Origin of the sequence: Streptomyces sp. Edi4 (genome assembly GCF_040253615.1) — a bacterium.
Classification (GTDB): domain Bacteria; phylum Actinomycetota; class Actinomycetes; order Streptomycetales; family Streptomycetaceae; genus Streptomyces.
Map to the genome: position 1 here is coordinate 5113371 of NZ_JBEJGY010000004.1, position 18953 is coordinate 5132323.

Here is an 18953-nt window from a genome sequence, read left to right on the forward strand (position 1 = left end):
GCGCGATGCGCAGGTTCAGGTCCACCACGGTGGTGCTCGGCGGCATGGGCGTGCTGGCCGCGACGCTCGCGGCGTGCGGCAACGAGCCGGACCGGCGGTGCGTCGACCCGGTCACCTACAAGGAACTCCCGAAGTACCAGTGCAAGAGCGGCGGCTCGGGCCAGTACTACTACGGCGGGACCAGCCGCAACGGCAAGGTCTCCGGCGGCTCCTTCGACAAGTCCGGCGTCTCGCGCGGCGGATTCGGCCACGGCGGGTCCAGCGGCGGCTGAACGCGATGACGCCGGGACGCCGGGACGCCGGGACGCGGTGAGGCGGTGACGCGGTGAGTGGGGTGAGCGCGGGAACACCGTACGGAGGGATCGAGGGACCAGGGACATGGAACGCCATCGCATACAGCCGCGCCCCGACTGGCAGCGCACCGTCGAGGAGCAGGGCGTCATCTATCCCCTGACACGCCACCCCGACGACTCCCTGCGCCCCTACTGGGACGAGAGCGCGTACTACTCCTTCACCGGGCCCGAGGTCGAGGCGCTGGAGGAGACCGTCGAGGAGCTGCACGGCATGTGCCTGGCCGCGGCGGCCCACATCGTCGAGAAGGGGCGCTTCGCCGACCTCGGCATCATGGACGGCCGCCTCGCGGACCTGGTCGCCGAATCCTGGCGCAGACGGGCCGAACTCCCCTCCCTGTACGGGCGGTTCGACCTGCGGTACGACGGCACGGGCCCGGCCAAGATGCTGGAGTACAACGCCGACACCCCGACCTCGCTCGTCGAGGCGGCGAGCGCGCAGTGGTTCTGGATGGAGGACCGCTTCCCCGGCGCCGACCAGTGGAACTCGCTGCACGAACGCCTCGTCGACGCCTGGCGGCGACAGGCACGGCTGCTGCCGCCGGGACCGGTGCACTTCGCCCACTCCGACGGCGACGAGCTCGGCGAGGACCTGATGACCGTCGCCTATCTGCGCGAGACCGCCGAGCAGGCGGGCCTGGACACGGAGGCGCTGTCGATGGAGACCATCGGCTGGGACAGCGTCACCGGCCGCTTCGTCGACGACCGGCTCCGCTTCATCCGCGCCTGCTTCAAGCTGTACCCGTGGGAGTGGCTGGCCTCGGACGCGTTCGGGCCGCAGGTCCTCGACACCCTCGACAACGGTGGCGGCACGGGAACGACGTGCTGGATGGAACCGGCGTGGAAGATGCTGCTCTCCAACAAGGCGCTCCTCGCGGTGCTGTGGGAGCTCTACCCCGGCCACCCCCATCTGCTCCCCGCCTATCTGGACGGGCCGCGCGAGCTCGCCACGGGGCGGGGGTACGTGGCGAAACCCCTGCTCGGCCGCGAGGGCGCGGGCGTCACGCTGCACCCGCCCGGCTCCGGCCCGGCCCCGCGCCCCGAAGAGCCTTGCTGCTACCAGGAGTTGGCCCCGCTGCCCGACTTCGAAGGGAACCGGACCGTGCTCGGGGCGTGGGTCGTGGAGGACGAGGCGGCGGGGCTCGGCATCCGGGAGTCCGCAGGCCTGGTCACGGACGAGTACGCGCGGTTCGTGCCTCACCTGATCAGATGACGCGTCCGGTGGGGTGGCGCGTCCGGCCGGGTGGCGCATGCGTTCCGACGACGCCGGGCGGCCCCTGCGCCCCCGCGTGCGCCCGCTGCCCCGTGCCATGCCTCGCAAGAAGCTGTGGGGAGGATGTGGACGGGGCGCCGTGCGGGGTGGCGCGCCGCTACCATGTCCAGCCGGCGGGCGCCCGCGAACACCCCCTCCGCCCAAGCGGATCGGCACGGGGCGCACGCCCTCGTTCCCGGGGGAGAAGAACATGACGCAGGCCCATGTGCCGCGGCAGGCCCAGCCGGCGGGGCCGGAGGCCGACGGGCTGCCGCCGGTGCACCCCTCGCTCAGCGAGGCCACCCGTCTGATGGCCGCGGGCACCTACCTCGACACCGAGTACCGCGACGCCGTCATCGACGAGCTGTACGTCCACGAGGAGCGGATCGTCGCGCCCTCGCTCGGCTTCGACGCGGCCCGCGTCCTCGCGCACGCGCTGCGCGCCCGGACCCTCGAACTGGCCTGGTCGCTCGGCATCCTGGCGCTGTGGCTGCTCAGCGTGGTCCTCGTCCACTACGCCATGGTCATGTTCATGATGGCGTCCCTGCTGATCGGCGCGGCCCGATTCCTTCGTGGAACGGCCAGGACAGCGCCGTGGTACCGCACCGTGCCCGCGTTCCTCGCGCGCTGGTGGGGCCGCGGCACGCTGGTCTGGCTCGCCGTCGCCGAGACGACGGCCCTGTTCGGCGGCTCCGACTCGCCGTCGCGCACCTACCCGTCCGGGTACGGGAGTTATGCGGACATGTACGGGGACTCCGGCGCGAGCCTGTCGGACGCCGGCCCGCTGTCCATCGCGGGCCCCGCCCGGCTCGTCGGCGGCGGCGCCTTCGTCGAAACGGGGCGCGGCTACGCCTGGGGAATCCTCGCCTGCTTCGGTGTTCTCGCGCTCTGCGTCGCCCTGCGCCACGTCCAGTTCACCCGCGTCATGGCGGGCGAACTGTCCCCCGAAGGCTTCCAGGACTCCGCCGGTGACCCCGCCCAGAACAACGACAACGGACGGCTCCAGCGGCTCAGCGCCCTGATCCGCGCCGAGCAGCACGCCCCGCTCGCGGTCTACCGCGCCGACGCCCCCTTCCGGGGCGCGGGCGACCTGCTCGACGCGTGGTCGGTCTCCATCCAACTGCGCCCGCGCAAGTCCCTGGGCGAGCGCGCACCGGAGCCGATCAGCAACGCCGAGATCCTGCGCATCGTCGAACTCCTCATCACGCAGTTGCGTATTCCGGCGCCCACGGCGCCCGCCCAGGCCCTCGCCGTACGCGACCGGCTGCGCCAGCTCGAAGTGGCCGAGTACGTCTTCCTGCCGGTCGACGGGCTGCCCTCGCGGGCTCAAGCCCCTTATGGCGAGGACCAGTTCGAGCAGCATCACGCGGCCGCGCTCGAAGAGGGCGGCGAGGCCCGCCGCCACTTCCTGCGGATCCGGGTCGGTGGCTGGGAGGAACACCTCGTCACCACCGTGTTCGTCCGCGTCCACACCCAGGGCGGCATGCTGGTCCTGGAGATCGCGCCGCACGTCCTGGCCCCGCTGCGCGAGGACTTCATCCGCGCCGATCGCGTGGCCCACGCGTTCCGCTGCCGCACCCCGCTGGGGAAGGCGGCCTGGGCGCTGCGGCGCACTCCGGGCTCGCTGGTGGCCTCCTTCCTCGTCGTGGGCCGAGCGGCCCGTTCCGGCTGGGCCCGGTTCACCGGCGGGTACGGGCAGGCGCTGCCCGACGGCCCCGCGTGCTCGGTGCGCGAGCTGGCCGCGGCGCCCGAGGCCTCACTCTTCCAGGTGATGGACTGCCGCCGATATGTGAAGTCCATCGAGGACCGGGTGACCAGCGGCGTACGCAGCGCCCTGTACGAAGCCGGCTACGACACCGGGCAGTTCGAGCAGAAGATCGTCAACGTCACCCAGGGCGGTGTCATGATCGAGAACTCCCGGGGAGCGATCAGTGTCGGCGACCACAACACCGTCAAGAACGAGGGCTGAGATGAGCATGCCGGGTGACGACAGCACGCAGCGCGACCACGCACGCCGCGACCCCCAGCGGTCCGTGCACATCAGCGGGGTGACCGGCTCCGTCTCGGTCGGCGACCACAACACGGTGCACAGCGCCTACCACGCGGGCGGCGCCGACGACGAGGCGCACCGCCAACTCATGGAAGCCATCGTGCAGTTCAGGGCGGGCCTCGCCCAGCTCGTGGTCAACGACCGCACGCGCGTCCTGGACGCCGAACTCGCGGACGCCGAGGGCGAGATCCGTACCGTAGGACGGGCCACGCCGGGCCGCCTGGCCCGGCTCGGCGACATCCTGGCGGGCGCGACCTCCCTCACGGGCCTGCTCGCCTCGGGCGAGACGCTGGTCCAGCGCGTCCACGATCTGATCGGGCGGTGAGGGCGAGGTGAGCGGCGGCAGAGGAGAGGTCCGCTGGAACGCGGCGACGCAGAAGTGGGAGCCCGTGACGGCCGCGCCCGAAGCGACGCCGCCGACGGCCACGTCACCCTCGGCCACGTCACCCTCGGCCACGTCACCCTCGGCCACACCGCCACCGGCCGCGCCGTTCGCGCCCCCGCCGCTTCCGCCCCGGCCGCCGGCCGACGCGTTCGCGCCGGACGCGTTCGCGCCGGACGGGTACGCCCCCGGGCCCCGCACCGAGCCCCCGCCGCCCTCTGAGCCGGGGCGCCTGCGGCGCGTGCCCCTCGCCGTCCTCATCGCGATGGTCGTCGTCGCGGTGGCCGGCGCGGGCGGCGGCTATCTCCTCGCCCGTGGCGGGCACGGCGGCGCGAAGGCCGCACCCACCACGTCCGCGAGCGGTCCGGCCCTGGACACGCCGGACCGTACCGGCGACGGCAAGGACAGCCCGTCGCCGACGGAGTCCTCCTCGGCCTCGCCGAGCGCGACCGTCCCCGCCGGATACCGGCTCACTCAGGATCCCCAGGGGTTCAGGCTCTACGTGCCGCAGGGCTGGACCCGCGAGGACCAGGGCAGCCATGGTGTCTTCTACAACTCCGCCGACCACAAGCGTCTGATCCAGGTGTACCGGGTCGGCGGGGCGGGGCTTCGCCCCTATGACGCGCTCAAGGCGACCTCCGGCGAGCTGGCCCGGGAGCACCCCGACTACCAGGAGATCAGCCTGGCCGACGACGCCACCGTGCCCGGGATCGCAGGGCCCGTGGCGCGCCTGGTGTACGCCTACGACAACCAGGAGCTCGGCCACCGGCGCCAGGTGGCGGACTATGCCTTCCTGACGCCGGACGGCACCCAGTACGCCGTGCTGTCCGCCGCCCCCACCGACACCTGGCCGGAACAGGAGGACACCCTCAAGACGGCGCTCAGCGTGTTCTGCGCGGGCGCCAACTGCCCCTCCAGCACCCCGGGTTGAGCCGACCGGCTAGTGCTCGGCGAGCACCGCGCGCAGCTGGTCGAGTCCCCAGTCCAGGTCCTCCTTGCTGATGACCAGGGGCGGGGCGATCCGGATCGTCGAACCGTGGGTGTCCTTGACCAGGACCCCGCGGGCCATCAGCTTCTCCGAGATGACGCGCCCCGTCCCGTACGAGGGATGAATGTCCACGCCCGCCCACAGGCCGCGCCCCCGGACCGCCTCGACCGCGCCGGCGCCGGTCAGCAGGCCGAGCTCGTGGTGCAGATGGTCGCCGAGCTCGGTGGCGCGCTGCTGGTACTCGCCGGTGCGCAGCATCGCGATGACCTCAAGGGCGACCGCGCAGGCCAGCGGGTTCCCGCCGAACGTCGAGCCGTGCTCACCCGGCCGGAACACGCCGAGCACGTCACGGGAGGCGGCGACGGCCGAGACCGGGACCACACCGCCGCCCAGCGCCTTGCCCAGGATGTACACGTCGGGGACCACGCCCTCGTGCTCGCACGCGAACGTCCTGCCGGTGCGGCCGAGCCCGGACTGGATCTCGTCGGCCATGAACAGCACGTTCCGCTCGCGGGTCAACTCCCGTACGCCCGCCAGATATCCGGGCGGCGGGACAAGCACGCCGGCCTCGCCCTGGATGGGTTCGAGCAGGACGGCCACGGTGGTGTCGGTGACGGCGGCCCGCAGCGCGGTCAGGTCGCCGTACGGGACGATCTCGAAGCCCGGCGTGTAGGGGCCGTAGTCCGCGCGGGCCTCCGGGTCGGTGGAGAAGCTGACGATCGTGGTCGTACGGCCGTGGAAGTTGTCCCGGGCGACGACGATCTTCGCCTGGCCGTCCGGTACGCCCTTGACCTTGTATCCCCACTTGCGGGCGGTCTTCACGGCGGTCTCCACCGCCTCCGCCCCCGTGTTCATGGGCAGCACCATCTCCTTGCCGCACAACTCGGCCAGCTCCGTGCAGAATTGGGCGAACCGGTCGTGGTGGAAGGCTCTCGACGTGAGGGTGACGCGCTCCAGCTGGGCCTTGGCGGCGTCGATGAGACGGCGATTGCCGTGGCCGAAGTTGAGCGCCGAGTAACCGGCCAGCATGTCCAGGTAGCGCCGGCCCTCGACGTCCGTCATCCAGGCGCCCTCGGCGGAGGCCACCACGACGGGCAGCGGATGGTAGTTGTGCGCACTGTGTGCCTCGGCGGAACGGATGGCGTCTTCGGTCGATGCGTGTGTCGACACGGGTTCTCCGATCGTCATGCGGCATGGGGCGTTGGTGGTGCCCTTTTCTATCGTCGCTCGGATGCCGGACGCGGAAACCTTGCCGTAGGGGGTCGCCGGTAGGGTGTCCGGTACGCGCGGCGACTGGCGAGCGGGGAAGCGACCCCGGGGGAGCCGTGCGCGGCCTGCCGCAGAGGTGCCGCCCGCCTGGGCACCCCGGGAACCTGTCAACGGACCCGGAGGACGCCATGAGCCTTCCCCTTTCCCACCCCGCCCTGCTGAGCGCCGACCCCGAGCTCGCCTCGCTCGTCGCCGCCGAGGAACAGCTCCAGTCGGACACCCTGCGCCTGATACCCAGCGAGAACTACGTCTCGGCGGCGGTTCTCGAGGCGTCGGGCACGGTGCTCCAGAACAAGTACAGCGAGGGCTATCCGGGGCGGCGCTACTACGAGGGCCAGCAGAACATCGACAAGATCGAGCGGCTTGCGGTGCTGCGGGCGAAGGCCCTGTTCGGCGTCGAGCACGCCAATGTGCAGCCGTACTCCGGCTCGCCGGCCAACCTCGCGGTGTACCTCGCCTTCGCCGAGCCCGGCGACACCGTGATGGGCATGGCCCTGCCGATGGGCGGCCACCTCACGCACGGTTGGGACGTCTCTGCGACCGGCCGGTGGTTCCGCGGCGTGCGGTACGGCGTGCGGGCCGACACGGGCCGTGTCGACCTGGACGAGGTGCGCGATCTCGCGCTCAAGGAGCGGCCCAAGGTGATCTTCTGCGGGGGCACGGCGCTGCCCCGCACGATCGACTTCGCCGCGTTCGCCGAGATCGCGCGGGAGGCGGGCGCGGTGCTCGTCGCGGACGTCGCGCACATCGCGGGGCTGATCGCGGGCGGGGCGCACCCGTCCCCGGTGCCGTACGCCGATGTCGTCTCGACCACCACGCACAAGACCCTGCGGGGTCCGCGCGGGGCGATGCTGATGTGCCGCGAGGAGCACGCGAAGGCCATCGACAAGGCGGTCTTCCCCGGGCTCCAGGGCGGGCCGCACAACCAGACGACCGCGGCGATCGCCGTCGCGCTGCACGAGGCGGCGCAGCCGGCCTTCTGCGCGTACGCCCATCAGGTGGTGGCCAACGCGAAGGCGCTCGCGGACGCGCTCCTCGCGCGGGGCTTCGATCTGGTGTCCGGCGGCACGGACAACCATCTGATCCTGATGGACCTCACCTCGCGTGACGTCTCCGGCAAGATCGCGGCGAAGGGGCTCGACCGGGCGGGGATCGTCGTCAACTACAACACCGTCCCCTACGACCCCCGCAAGCCTTTCGATCCGTCCGGGATCCGCATCGGTACGCCGGCCCTGACGTCGCGGGGGCTGGGGGTCGAGCACATGCCGGTGGTGGCGGAGTGGATCGACCGGGGTGTCGCCGCGGCCCGGGCCGGCGACGAGCCGGCCCTCGCGGCGATCCGGGCCGAGGTCACGACCCTCCTGACCGCCCACCCGGCCCCAGCCCTCTGACCCGAGGCTCCGCCCCAGCCCCCGTCCGCGCCTGAACGGCCTCGTTCTCAATCTCCCCAAGGGGGTAAGGGCCAGGGGCCCCATGACGGGCTGGGTATGCCTCAGCAGGGGCCCTCTCAGGGGCGCGGGGAACTGCGCGAGGAGCGCCCACGGCCCGCAGCCGGGGCCCCTGGGGCTCCGCCCCAGACCCCGTTCGGCCTGGACGGCCTCGTTCTCAATCTCCCCCAAGGCGTTAAGGGCCAGGGGCCCCATGACGGGCTGGGTATGCCTCAGCAGGGGCCCTGTCAGGGGCGGGGGGGAACTGCGCGAGGCGCCCACGGTCCGCAGCCGGGGGCCCTGGGGCTCCGCCCCAGACCCCGTTCGTGCCTCAACGCGCTCGTCCTCAATCGCCCCCAAGGCCTTATGGGCCAGGGACCCCCAAGACGGGCTGAGGTGTGCCCGGGGCGGGCCGGCACGAACCCTGCCGGGGGCGGCCACGGGCGGCTCGCGCTGGGAGGGGGGGCCTGTGGGGGCGGTCACAAGTGTGGGGTTTCCGGGGGAGCGCGCGCACCTGAGAGAATGATGGGCATGGCCTCCACTCGCCCGCCCGTCGCCCACAGCCACCCGCAGGGACCCGGCTCCGCCACGCGGCAGCGCCCGCGCGTGCTCTCCGGAATCCAGCCCACCGCGGGCTCGTTCCACCTCGGCAACTACCTCGGCGCGGTCCGCCAGTGGGTGTCGTTGCAGGAGTCGCACGACGCGTTCTACATGGTCGTGGACCTCCACGCGATCACCGTCCCGCAGGACCCGGCCGAGCTCCGCGCCAACACCCGGCTCGCCGCCGCGCAGCTGCTCGCCGCCGGTGTCGACCCGGAGCGCTGCACGCTCTTCATCCAGAGCCACGTGCCCGAGCACGCCCAGCTCGCCTGGATCATGAACTGCCTGGCCGGTTTCGGCGAGGCCAGCCGGATGACCCAGTTCAAGGACAAGTCGGCCAAGCAGGGCGCGGGCAACGCGACCGTGGGCCTGTTCACGTACCCGATCCTCCAGGTCGCGGACATCCTCCTGTACCAGGCCCACCAGGTCCCGGTCGGCGAGGACCAGCGCCAGCACATCGAGCTCACCCGTGACCTCGCCGAGCGCTTCAACGGCCGCTTCGGCGACACGTTCACCGTCCCGGAGCCGTACATCCTCAAGGAGACGGCGAAGATCTACGACCTCCAGGACCCGTCGATCAAGATGAGCAAGTCGGCCTCGACGCCTAAGGGGCTCATCAACCTGCTCGACGAGCCGAAGACGACGGCCAAGAAGGTCAAGAGCGCGGTCACCGACACGGACACGGTGATCAAGTACGACACCGAGAACAAGCCGGGTGTCTCCAACCTGCTGACCATCTACTCGACGCTGACCGGCCGCACGATCGCCGAGCTCGAAGCGGACTACGAGGGCAAGATGTACGGCGCGCTCAAGACCGACCTCGCCGAGGTGATGGTGGAGTTCGTCACCCCCTTCCGCACCCGTACGCAGCAGTATCTGGACGACCCCGAGTCGCTGGACGCACTGCTCGCCAAGGGCGCGGAGAAGGCCCGCGCGGTCGCCGCCGAGACGCTGGCGACGGCGTACGACAAGGTCGGCATGCTGCCCGCCAAGCACTGACACCGCCCCGGGCGCGCCCCTGACCGGCCACGCTCCGGCCACCGCCACACCGGTGTGGCCGGAGCCCGGCCCCGGCCTCTGGTCAGGGGGCGCCGGGGCCGTCACACTGCACACCAGCAACCACCACAGCACGGAGGAGAACGACGTGGGGACCGTAACGCTCGGCGTTTCGATCGCGGTCCCGGAGCCTTACGGCAGCCTGCTCCAGGAGCGGCGCGCGGGCTTCGGTGACCCCGCCGCGCACGGCATCCCCACGCACATCACGCTGCTGCCGCCGCACGAGGTCGAGGCGGAGTGCCTGCCGGAGATCGAGTCGCATCTGGCCTCGGTCGCGGCCGAGGGCCGCGCGTTCACGATGCGCCTCGCCGGCACGGGCACCTTCCGCCCGCTCTCGCCGGTCGTCTTCGTCAAGGTCAGCGAGGGCGCGGGCGAGTGCGCGTGGCTCCAGCAGCGGGTGCGGGACGAGGCGGGCCCGCTGGTGCGCGAGCTCCAGTTCCCCTACCACCCCCACGTCACGGTGGCGCACGGCATCTCGGACGAGGCGATGGACCTGGCGTACGCGTCCCTTGCCCAGTTCTCCGCGTCCTGGACGTGCGGCGGGTTCGCCCTCTACGAGCAGGGCGCCGACGGGGTGTGGCGCAAGCTGCGCGACTACCCCTTCGGCATCGGGGCGCTCGGCGTCCCGGCCCAGGGCGCCTGCCTGGACCACCCTTCGCTGCGCTAGCGCGGCCTAAACCGGCAGCCGCCGGAACACCCCGCGCGGCACGTGCCGCAGCGCCGACATCACCACCCGCAGCGCCCCCGGCACCCACACCAGCTCCGAGCGCCTGCGCAGCCCCGTCTCGATGGCCAGGGCCACCGCCTCCGGCGTGGTGGCGAGCGGCGCCTCGGCCAGGCCCGCCGTCATCTTCGTACGCACGAATCCGGGGCGTACGACCATGACGTGCACCCCGCTGTCGTGCAGCGCGTCGCCGAGGCCCTGTGCGAACGCGTCGAGGCCCGCCTTGCTCGACCCGTAGATGAAGTTGCCGCGCCGGGCGCGTTCGCCGGCCACCGACGACAGCACGACCAGCGAGCCGTGGCCCTGGGCCTGGAGGGCCTTGGCGCAGATGAGCCCGGCCGATACCGCGCCGGTGTAGTTGGTGCCCGCGACCCGCACCGCCGCCATCGGCTCGCTCTCGTCGCGGGCCTGGTCGCCGAGCACCCCGAACGCGAGCAGCACCATGTCGATGTCGCCCTCGGCGAAGACCTTCCCGAGCGCGACCTCGTGCGCGGCGCAGTCCAGCGCGTCGAAGTCGAGCGTGCGCACGTCCGCGCCGAGGCGGCGCAGACCGGCCGCCGCCGAGTCCAGCGCGGGTGAGGAGCGCCCCGCGAGCCAGACCGTGCGGGTGCGCCGGGCCACCAGCCGGCGGGCGGTGGCGAGGGCGATCTCGGATGTGCCGCCGAGCACGAGCAGCGACTGCGGGGTGCCGAACGCGTCCTTCATCAGGGCTCCTTGGGGTGGTGGGGTGGGGAGAGGTCGCGGGCCGCGCCCGGTGTCCGGCCGAACGCCCGGGCCCACGCGCCGGCGTCCGGCACCTGTCACAGGCCCAGGCGCCGGCTCAGGTCGGACGTGAAGACGCCGCGCGGGTCCAACTCGGCCCGCAGTGCCCGGAATTGGGGCAGCAGCGGATACATGTGCGCCACCAGCTCCGGGCGCAGCCGCGCGTCCTTGGCCAGGTAGACGCGCCCGCCCGCGCCCGCCACGTCCTCGTCGAGTTCGTCCAGGAGGGCGCCGAGGCCCGGCAGGTTCGCGGGGATGTCCAGGGCCAGCGTCCAGCCGGGGAGGGGAAAGGACAGCCAGCCGGGGTCGGCCTCGCCGAAGCGTTTCAGGACGGCGAGGAAGGAGGGGCAGCCGTGCCGGGAGATGCGCCGCACGATGGCCCGCAGGGCGTCCTCCTGCCCGTACCCGACGACGAACTGGTACTGCACGAAGCCGCCGCGCCCGTAGACGCGGTTCCAGTGCGGCACCCCGTCGAGCGGGTGGAAGAACGCCGGGATGGGCTGGAGTTCGCCCGTGCGGTGCCTGGGCGCCCTGCGGTACCAGTACTCGTTGAAGGCCGCCACACTGGAGCGGCCGAGCAGCCCTTCGGGCAGGAAGGACGGCGCGGCCGGCAGCCGGCGGGGCCGGAAGGCGAGCGGGGCGCGGGCGGCGCGGGGCGGCAGCATGTCGAGCGGCGCGTGCTCGCCCCGGGTCAGTACCGAGCGCCCCATCGCGGCGCCCCGAGCGAGCAGGTCGATCCATGCCACCGAGTAGCGGTAGCGATGGTCCCCCGCTTCGAGCCGCGTCATCAAGTCGTCCAGATCCACCGCGCGTTCGGTGTCCACGGCCATCAACGACGTCTGGACGGGGTGCAGTTGAAGGGTGGCCCGCAGGATCACGCCCGTCAGGCCCATGCCGCCGGCCGTCGCCTCGAAGAGCTCGCTGTCCGCGGTGACGGTGCGTACCGTGCCGTCGGCCAGCAGCAGTTCCAGGGCGCGGACATGGCGGGTGAAGGAGCCGGAGACGTGGTGGTTCTTGCCGTGGATGTCGGCGCCGATCGCGCCGCCGACCGTGACGTAGCGGGTGCCGGGGGTGACGGGGACGAACCAGCCGAGCGGCAGCAGCACCTCCATCAGGCGGTGCAGGCTCACGCCCGCGTCGCAGACGACGACGCCCGCCTCGACGTCCAGGGTGCGGATGCGGTCGAGTCCGGTCATGTCGAGGACCGCGCCGCCCGCGTTCTGCGCGGCGTCCCCGTACGCCCGGCCGAGGCCCCGGGCGATCGTGCCGCGCGCCCCGCACGCCCGCACGGCGTCCGCCGCCTCCTCGTAGGTGCGCGGGCGCAGCAGACGGGCGGCGGTGGGGGCGGTGCGGCCCCAGCCGCTCACGGACGTCGGCGGGCCGGGGGGCGCGGGCACGGGCGCCGTGTCGGGCGCCGTGTTGGGGGACGGTGACGTGTCGGGGGACATGAATGTGACCGTATCGCCTCTCTCATCCCCTTTGTCTTAGTCACGCGCGGTTGTCTCGGCGGCGCGCGTCCCCCGCCCGGCCGCGCGCGCCCCTCGTCGGCCGTGCCCGGCCGTGCGGCGCGGGCAAGCCCGGGGTGCGTAAGTCACTCACCCCGATAATCACTCAGCGAAACGGGTGATTGCCCGGGTGTCAGCCCCATTTGTCCCGTATTCGTCCCCTCGGGCGCAGCAGAGTCGCCGGTGGCCTGGGCCAGTTGGCGGGCCGACGTCAGGGAAGAGGGGTGGCAGATGCACAAGCCGTCGTACGCCGACGCCGAGCGGCGGCTCCTGGCCGCGCTGCGCGACTGCGCCAGGGACCCACAGGTGGCCGCCGGCGCCCGCGCGCTGTCCTTCGCCGGGGAGCACGGCGCGCTCTGGCTGGCGGCCGGGCTCGCCGGGGCCGTGGCCGACCGGCACCGGCGAGCGGCCTGGCTGCGTGCGACCGCCCTGGTCGCGGGGGCCCACCTCGCCAGCATGGGCGTCAAACGGGTGGTGCGCAGACCCCGGCCGCTCCTGGCGGGGGCCGAGCCCCTGGTGCCCACCGCTGGGCGGCACTCCTTTCCCAGCTCGCACGCCAGCTCGGCGGCGGCCGCATGCGTCGCCTACGGGGCCCTGCGCCCGGTGGGCGCGCGTCTCGTGCCGCCGCTCGCCGCCGCGGTGTGCGTGTCCCGTCTGGTCGCCGGGGTCCACTATCCGAGCGACATCGCCGCGGGCGCCCTGCTCGGCGGTGTCACCGCGCGGGCCGGCGCGGCCTGGATGCGCGGGCCGCTCGAAGGGAGCCGCCGATGACCGAGCCCGGCGTGGTCATCCTCGACGAATCCGGAGCGGGCGCGGGCGCGGCGACGGCCCCTCGGCGCCTGCTCGCGCTACCGGGCGCCCTCGTGCGTACCGCGCGCCCCCGCCAGTGGATCAAGAATCTGCTCGTGGTGGCCGCCCCCGCCGCCGCCGGACGGCTGCGCGACCCGCACGTGGTGGTCCGACTCGCCCTGGTCTTCTGCCTGTTCACCGCTGCGGCCGCCGCCGTCTACCTCATCAACGACGCCCGCGACGCCGAGGCCGACCGCGCCCACCCCGACAAGCGCCACCGCCCGGTCGCGGCGGGCCTGGTACCGGTGGGCGCCGCCTACGCCACCGGCGCCGTCCTCGCCGTGCTCGCGCCGCTGTGCGCCGCGCTGACCTGCAACGCGATGACGGCCACGCTCCTGTCCGCGTACCTGGTCATGCAGCTCGCGTACTGCGTCAAGCTCAAACACGTCCTCGTCGTCGATCTGGTGGTGGTCACCAGCGGCTTCCTGATGCGGGCGATGACCGGCGGCGTCGCGCTCGGCATCCCGCTGTCGCGCTGGTTCCTGATCACCGCCGGGTTCGGCGCGCTGTTCATGGTCTCCGCCAAGCGCTACTCCGAAGCCCTCAGGATGGAGGGCAAGGGCGCGGCGACCCGCGCGCTGCTCGACGCCTACACCACCGGCTATCTGCGCTTCGTGTGGCAGCTCGCCGCCGGCGTCGCCGTCCTGGCCTACTGCATGTGGGCGCTGGAGGCCGGCGGGATGGTCAAGGGGTCGCTGCTGCCCTGGCGCCAGCTGTCGATGGTCCCCTTCATCGGGGCGATCCTGCGCTACGCGGTCTTCGCCGACCGGGGCAGCGCAGGCGCGCCCGAGGACGTCGTCCTGCACGACCGCGCGCTCGCGGTCATCGGCCTGTCCTGGATCGCCCTGTACGCGCTCGCGGTGGCGGGCCTGTGAGCGTCACCAGGTCCGAGGTGATCGGGTTCGCGCTGGCCGGGATCTGCGCGTACGCCGTGGACCTCGGGCTCTTCGTGTGGCTGCGCTCCGGGCTCGGCTGGGACCCGGTCACCGCCAAGTCCCTCTCGTTCGTGGGCGGTTGCACCCTGGCCTACCTCGGCAACGCGTTCGGCACCTACCGGGGCCGCCGCGCAGGGCGGCGCGCCTACGCCGTGTTCCTCGCCGTGAACCTCGCGGGCGCCCTCGTCCAGCTCCTGTGCATCGCCGTGACGCACTACGGCCTCGGCCTGACCTCCGCGCGCGCCGACACCCTCTCGGGAGCCGTCCTCGGCATGGCGCTCGCCACCTGCCTGCGCTTCTGGGGAACGAGAACCCTGGTCTTCGGCGCGGCCCCCGACGCCGGGCGCGGCGCCAGGACGCCCGACGACACGCCCCGGCCTCGGGGACACGGCGGGGCCGGAGAGGGTAGTCGTACGTCATGGACTGGCTGAAGAAACTCCCCGTCGTCGGGCCCTGGATCACCCGTCTCACGCGGACGCACGTCTGGCGCTCCTACGAACGGCTCGACCGGGTCTCCTGGGCGAGGCTGGCCGCCGCCATCACGTTCATCAGTTTCCTCGCCCTGTTCCCGCTGCTCACCGTCGGCGCCGCCGTCGCGGCCGCGCTGCTGTCCACCGGCCAGGTGGACAAGCTCCAGAACACCATCGCCGAACAGGTCCCGGGCATCTCCGACCAGCTCGACCTGAAGGCGCTCATCGACAACGCGGGCACCGTCGGCGTCGTCGCGGGGGCCCTGCTGCTGTTCACCGGCATCGGCTGGGTCTCCCAGATGCGCGGCTGTCTGCGCGTGGTGTGGGAGGTCCCGGAGAACGAGGAGGGCGAGAACCCCGTCCTGCGCAAGCTCAAGGACGGCGGTGTGCTCCTCGGCCTCGGCGGCGCGGGGCTCGCCTCCTGGGCCGCCTCCTCCATCGGCTCCACCGCCATCGGCTGGGCCGCCGGCCGGCTCGGCATCGACGAGGGCGGCATGGGCGGGGTGTTCCTGCGCGTCGCCGCGATCGCCGTCGCCGTCCTCGCCGACTTCCTGCTCCTGCTGTACGTCCTGACCCTGCTGCCCGGCGTGAGCCCGCCGCGCCGGCGCCTGATGGTGGCCGCGCTGCTCGGCGCGGTCGGCTTCGAACTCCTGAAGATGCTGCTCGGCGGCTATATGAAGGGCGTCGCCGCCAAGAGCATGTACGGGGCGTTCGGGGTGCCCATCGCGCTGCTCCTGTGGATCAACTTCACGGCGAAGCTGCTCCTGTTCTGCGCGGCGTGGACGGCCACCCCGTCCAAGAAGGACGACCCGGCGCTCTCGGCGGACCCCGGTGTCAGCGCCGCCGGAGCGGCCAGCGACGGTTGATCAGGAAGAGCGCGCCCGCGACGACGACGAGCGCGCCGCCCGCGATCCCGAGCGCGATGCCCGCGCCGCCGCTCCCGTCCTTGGCGGCGGCCGCCTGCCCGGGCCTGCTCCTGGCGCCGCCCTGCGCGCCGGCGCTCGCGGTGTCCTTGACGGTCTTGGCCGTCGCGTTCTTCGGCGCGATCAGCTCACCGACCGGAGTGACCCTGCCGTGTGCCGCGAATCCCCAGTCCAGCAGGCGCGCCGCCTCCTTGTAGACGGCCTGGCTCTCCCGGGCCCCGGGGTTCATGACGGTGACGAGCAGCACCTTGCCGTCCCGCTCGGCCACGCCGGTGAACGTGGCGCCCGCGTTGGTGGTGTTGCCGTTCTTGACGCCCGCGATGCCCTTGTACGGATTGAGCCCGAAGTCGCCGGTGAGCAGCCGGTTGGTGTTCTGGATGTCCACCATCTCGCGCTTCTTGTCCTTGTTCTCGGGGCCGGGGAACTTCGCGGTCGCGGTCGCGCAGTACTCGCGGAAGTCCTTGTTCTGCAACCCCGCCCGGGCGAACAGTGTCAGGTCGTAGGCGCTGGAGACCTGGCCCGGCATGTCGTAACCGTCCGGCGAGACGACTTGGGTGTCCAGGGCCTGGAGCTTGTCGGCCTCGGCCTGCATGTCCTGGACGGTCTTGGCCACGCCGCCGTTCATCGAGGACAGCACGTGCACGGCGTCGTTGCCCGAGCGCAGGAACACGCCGAGCCACAGGTCACGCACCGAGTACGACAGGTTCGCCTTGACGCCGACCAGGCTGCTGCCCGCGCCGAGCCCGTCGAGGTCCTTCGGCACGACCAGGTGCTCCTGGTCCCTGGGGAACTTGGGCAGCACGGTGTCGGCGAAGAGCATCTTCAGGGTGGAGGCGGGCGGCAGGCGCCAGTGCGCGTTGTGCGCGGCGAGCACCTGGCCGCTCTCGGCGTCCGCGACGATCCAGGACCGCCCGGTCACGTCCTTGGGCAGCACCGGCGCGCCCGCGCCGAGCCGCACCTGGGTCCCCGGCTCGCCGAGGAGGTCCCCGCCGACCTTCGACATGCCGGCCGGGGGCGCGTCCTCGCGCCGGCCGGGGCCCGCCGATGGGGCCGGCTTGTCGTCCCCGGGCAGTGCGGCGGCGGGAACCGATGGCAGCACGGCCGCGCACAGGGCGGCGGACAGGACGAGCCCGGCGGCCCGCTTCGGCACACGGGGAGGCGCGGCCGGGACGTATGGACGCGGGGCTGGACGCGGGGCGCTCTGGTTCACGTTCACGGGAGGCACGTCCGCGAACGTACAGGCCCCCGGCCACCGATCCGATCATCGTACGGATGACCCGCCGACGACTCCCACCCACCCGGAGGTGGTGCCGGGCGGCCGGCGTCGATACTGGAGCCATGAAACTCAGCCGCCCCCTCTCCTGGTTCCTGCTCGCCTTCGGCGCGTGGAGCTGGGTCATCTGGACCACGTTTGTGAAGAACCTGTGGGCGGACGCCAGTGGCCTCGCGTTCGACGCCGCCGGCGATCCGACCGCCTACTTCTGGGTCCACCTGCTGCTCGCCATCTCCTCCTTCCTCCTTGGCACGGCCGTCGGCGCGATCGGCTTCGTCTCGCTGCGCCGGCTCCGGCGTGAGCGGGCGGTCACGGAGAGTTCCGTCACGCTCGGCTAACGAGTCCCTGTGAGGAAATGGTTGTCTCTTCCACAATGTGAAGGTCGTGTGATTGGGTGAGGCCCATCACGGGCGCAGTGTGGGGACTCCGCGCGCCCGGCCAGGGTGGGGCGTTCCGAGGAGAGCACGGCGATGCGGTCGATCCGTATGCGATGGGTGGCAATGGGCGCGGCCGTGGTGGTCGCGGGCGTGGGCGGGTGGCAGCTGCTGCCCTCCGGCCAGGAGAAGAAGGACCCCATCGTCGTCGGCACCACCGACGTGATCACCTCCCTCGACCCGGCGGGCGCCTACGACGCCGGTTCCTGGGCGATCTACAACAACGTCTACCAGTCGCTGCTCACCTTCCGGGAGGGCAGCTCGACGCCGGTCCCGGATGCCGCCCAGAGCTGCGCCTTCATCGGGCAGAAGCTCCAGACGTACCAGTGCGTGCTCCGTGACGACCTCACCTTCTCCAGCGGGCACAAGATCACCGCCCAGGACGTGAAGTTCTCCTTCGACCGGATCGTCAAGATCGGCTCGGACCTCGGGCCCGGACCGCTGTTCTCCGTGCTCGGCTCGGTCCAGGCCGAGGGGAACACGGTGACCTTCAACCTGAAGACGAAGGACGCCACCTTCCCCTCCAAGCTCGCCACGGGCGCCGGCTCCATCGTCGACAGCAGCCAGTACCCGGCGGACGCGCTGCGCAAGGGCGACTCGGTGACCGGTTCGGGTCCCTATCTGCTCAAGGGGTACACGAAGGACTCCTCGGGGCATCCGGTCAGCGCGCGCCTTGAGCCCAACCCCCAGTACAGGGGCGCGGTGACCAGGAAGGGCCTGCCCATCACGGTCCGCTACTTCGCCGAGGCCGACCAGCTCAACGACGCCTGGCAGGCCAAGCAGGTCGACGTCACCCACCGCGAGATGCCCCCCGCGGTCCTCGCCAAGCTCTCGCCGGGGCCCGATCTGCGAATCACCACCTCGCCCGGGTACGACATCCGGGAGATCAACTTCAATCTGAAGTCGTCGAGCCCGGTCGCCAAGACCAAGGTGCGTCAGGCCGCCGCCGCCCTCATCGACCGGGGGGCGCTGGCCAAGTCCGTCTACAGCGGCACCGTCGAACCGCTCTACTCGATGATCCCGCAGGGCTTCACCGGCCACAGCACCGCGTTCTTCGACGCCTACCCCCAGCCCGACCCGGCCAGGGCCAGGACCCTGCTCAAGGGCGAGCAACTGCCGGTCCGCTTCGACCTCGCCTACCGCAAACTCGGCGCGGACGGCGCGGAGGCCGAGGAGATCAAGCGGCAACTGGAGAAGGACGGCCTGTTCAAGGTCGATCTGATCGCCGAGGCCGACTGGCCGAAGATGCAGCAGAATTACGCCGAGGGCAAGTACGACGCGTACACGGCGGGCTGGCTCGCCGACTTCCCCGACCCCGACAACTTCAGCCAGCCGCTCGTCGGCACCGGCAACAGCCTCCACAACAACTACTCCGACAAGACGGCCGACGAACTCATCCGCCAGACCCAGGAGTACACCGACCGCGGCCGGACCGCCGACGATTTCAAGGCACTTCAGGAGAAGGTCGCCGAGGACGTGCCGCTGATCCCACTGTGGCAGGGCAAGAACTACGTCCTCGGCAGCAAGGACGTCAGCGGTTCGCAGTACCTGTCGGACGGCACAGGCGTGTGGCGGCTGTGGGAGCTGGGCTGGATCTGAGCCCGAGCGCCCGCCGGCCCCGATGGGCGGACCGGTGCGGCCCCGGCGATGGAACCGGTGCGGCCCCTGGGGCGGTGGTGAACCATCGGGGTTGACCCAAAGGGC

18 protein-coding genes and 1 riboswitch are annotated in these 18953 nt (G+C 72.3%); of the genes, 14 read left to right on the forward strand and 4 right to left on the reverse strand.

Going from position 1 to position 18953, the window contains the following annotated elements; all coding sequences use genetic code 11:
* The first annotated feature begins 5 nt into the window (after nt 1-5).
* The 5 genes from ABR738_RS25310 to ABR738_RS25330 all read left to right on the forward strand — a co-directional run bounded on the left by ABR738_RS25310 (nt 6) and on the right by ABR738_RS25330 (nt 4965).
* Nucleotides 6-272, forward strand: a complete 267-nt coding sequence (locus tag ABR738_RS25310) for a hypothetical protein (RefSeq protein ID WP_350232244.1) — start codon at nt 6-8, stop codon at nt 270-272.
* Between the two features lie 106 nt (nt 273-378).
* A complete protein-coding gene (locus ABR738_RS25315; protein WP_350232245.1) occupies nt 379-1563 on the forward strand; it encodes a glutathionylspermidine synthase family protein in 1185 nt (394 codons plus the stop codon).
* A 250-nt stretch (nt 1564-1813) separates the two neighbouring features.
* Nucleotides 1814-3571 (forward strand): AbeC-like domain-containing protein, encoded by a 1758-nt coding sequence (locus tag ABR738_RS25320; protein WP_350232246.1) that lies wholly within the window; start codon nt 1814-1816, stop codon nt 3569-3571.
* 1 nt (nt 3572) lies between these two features.
* Nucleotides 3573-3977 carry a hypothetical protein gene (locus ABR738_RS25325; RefSeq protein ID WP_350232247.1) on the forward strand — a complete coding sequence of 135 codons (405 nt, stop codon included), beginning with the start codon at nt 3573-3575 and terminating at the stop codon, nt 3975-3977.
* A gap of 7 nt (nt 3978-3984) precedes the next feature.
* Complete coding sequence (locus tag ABR738_RS25330) at nt 3985-4965, forward strand: serine/threonine kinase C-terminal domain-containing protein (RefSeq protein WP_350232248.1); 981 nt, start codon at nt 3985-3987, stop codon at nt 4963-4965.
* A gap of 9 nt (nt 4966-4974) precedes the next feature.
* On the opposite strand, the gene rocD is transcribed toward ABR738_RS25330, so the two are convergent.
* Nucleotides 4975-6210, reverse strand: a complete 1236-nt coding sequence (gene rocD, locus ABR738_RS25335; RefSeq protein ID WP_350232249.1) for an ornithine--oxo-acid transaminase — start codon at nt 6208-6210, stop codon at nt 4975-4977.
* A 91-nt stretch (nt 6211-6301) separates the two neighbouring features.
* Nucleotides 6302-6391, forward strand: a riboswitch (ZMP/ZTP riboswitch).
* A 28-nt stretch (nt 6392-6419) separates the two neighbouring features.
* On the opposite strand from rocD, the gene glyA reads away from it, so the two are divergent.
* The 3 genes from glyA to ABR738_RS25350 all read left to right on the forward strand — a co-directional run bounded on the left by glyA (nt 6420) and on the right by ABR738_RS25350 (nt 10041).
* Nucleotides 6420-7682: a serine hydroxymethyltransferase gene (gene glyA, locus ABR738_RS25340; protein WP_350232250.1), complete on the forward strand. Its 1263-nt coding sequence runs from the start codon at nt 6420-6422 to the stop codon at nt 7680-7682.
* Between the two features lie 567 nt (nt 7683-8249).
* Complete coding sequence (gene trpS, locus ABR738_RS25345) at nt 8250-9317, forward strand: tryptophan--tRNA ligase (protein ID WP_502964135.1); 1068 nt, start codon at nt 8250-8252, stop codon at nt 9315-9317.
* 145 nt (nt 9318-9462) lie between these two features.
* A complete protein-coding gene (locus ABR738_RS25350) occupies nt 9463-10041 on the forward strand; it encodes a 2'-5' RNA ligase family protein (protein ID WP_350232252.1) in 579 nt (192 codons plus the stop codon).
* A gap of 6 nt (nt 10042-10047) precedes the next feature.
* On the opposite strand, the gene dprE2 is transcribed toward ABR738_RS25350, so the two are convergent.
* Together dprE2 and dprE1 are read right to left on the reverse strand one after the other, a co-directional pair.
* Nucleotides 10048-10803, reverse strand: coding sequence for a decaprenylphospho-beta-D-erythro-pentofuranosid-2-ulose 2-reductase (dprE2, locus tag ABR738_RS25355; protein WP_350232253.1), 756 nt, complete (start codon nt 10801-10803; stop codon nt 10048-10050).
* 95 nt (nt 10804-10898) lie between these two features.
* Nucleotides 10899-12308, reverse strand: a complete 1410-nt coding sequence (gene dprE1, locus ABR738_RS25360; protein WP_350232254.1) for a decaprenylphosphoryl-beta-D-ribose oxidase — start codon at nt 12306-12308, stop codon at nt 10899-10901.
* A gap of 288 nt (nt 12309-12596) precedes the next feature.
* Here dprE1 and ABR738_RS25365 point away from each other — a divergent pair, with 288 nt between their 5' ends.
* Genes ABR738_RS25365 through ABR738_RS25380 form a run of 4 tightly spaced genes read left to right on the forward strand, consistent with a single transcriptional unit; the run spans nt 12597 to nt 15485 of the window.
* Nucleotides 12597-13136 carry a phosphatase PAP2 family protein gene (locus ABR738_RS25365; protein ID WP_350232255.1) on the forward strand — a complete coding sequence of 180 codons (540 nt, stop codon included), beginning with the start codon at nt 12597-12599 and terminating at the stop codon, nt 13134-13136.
* Nucleotides 13133-14089 carry a decaprenyl-phosphate phosphoribosyltransferase gene (locus tag ABR738_RS25370; RefSeq protein WP_350232256.1) on the forward strand — a complete coding sequence of 319 codons (957 nt, stop codon included), beginning with the start codon at nt 13133-13135 and terminating at the stop codon, nt 14087-14089. The genes ABR738_RS25365 and ABR738_RS25370 overlap by 4 nt, the downstream gene beginning before the upstream one ends.
* On the forward strand, nt 14086-14580 hold the full coding sequence (locus ABR738_RS25375; protein ID WP_350232257.1) for a GtrA family protein: 495 nt from the start codon (nt 14086-14088) through the stop codon (nt 14578-14580). The genes ABR738_RS25370 and ABR738_RS25375 overlap by 4 nt, the downstream gene beginning before the upstream one ends.
* Nucleotides 14568-15485, forward strand: a complete 918-nt coding sequence (locus ABR738_RS25380) for a YihY/virulence factor BrkB family protein (RefSeq protein WP_350232258.1) — start codon at nt 14568-14570, stop codon at nt 15483-15485. Before ABR738_RS25375 ends, ABR738_RS25380 begins: the two co-directional genes overlap by 13 nt.
* On the opposite strand, the gene ABR738_RS25385 is transcribed toward ABR738_RS25380, so the two are convergent.
* The gene (locus ABR738_RS25385) at nt 15454-16692 is read right to left on the reverse strand and encodes a D-alanyl-D-alanine carboxypeptidase family protein (RefSeq protein ID WP_350232259.1); all 1239 of its coding nucleotides are present in this window, start codon (nt 16690-16692) and stop codon (nt 15454-15456) included. The genes ABR738_RS25380 and ABR738_RS25385 overlap by 32 nt on opposite strands.
* 188 nt (nt 16693-16880) lie before the next feature.
* Here ABR738_RS25385 and ABR738_RS25390 point away from each other — a divergent pair, with 188 nt between their 5' ends.
* Together ABR738_RS25390 and ABR738_RS25395 are read left to right on the forward strand one after the other, a co-directional pair.
* On the forward strand, nt 16881-17153 hold the full coding sequence (locus ABR738_RS25390; RefSeq protein ID WP_350232260.1) for an SCO4848 family membrane protein: 273 nt from the start codon (nt 16881-16883) through the stop codon (nt 17151-17153).
* Between the two features lie 132 nt (nt 17154-17285).
* Nucleotides 17286-18848, forward strand: a complete 1563-nt coding sequence (locus ABR738_RS25395; protein WP_350232261.1) for an ABC transporter substrate-binding protein — start codon at nt 17286-17288, stop codon at nt 18846-18848.
* Nucleotides 18849-18953 lie beyond the last annotated feature (105 nt).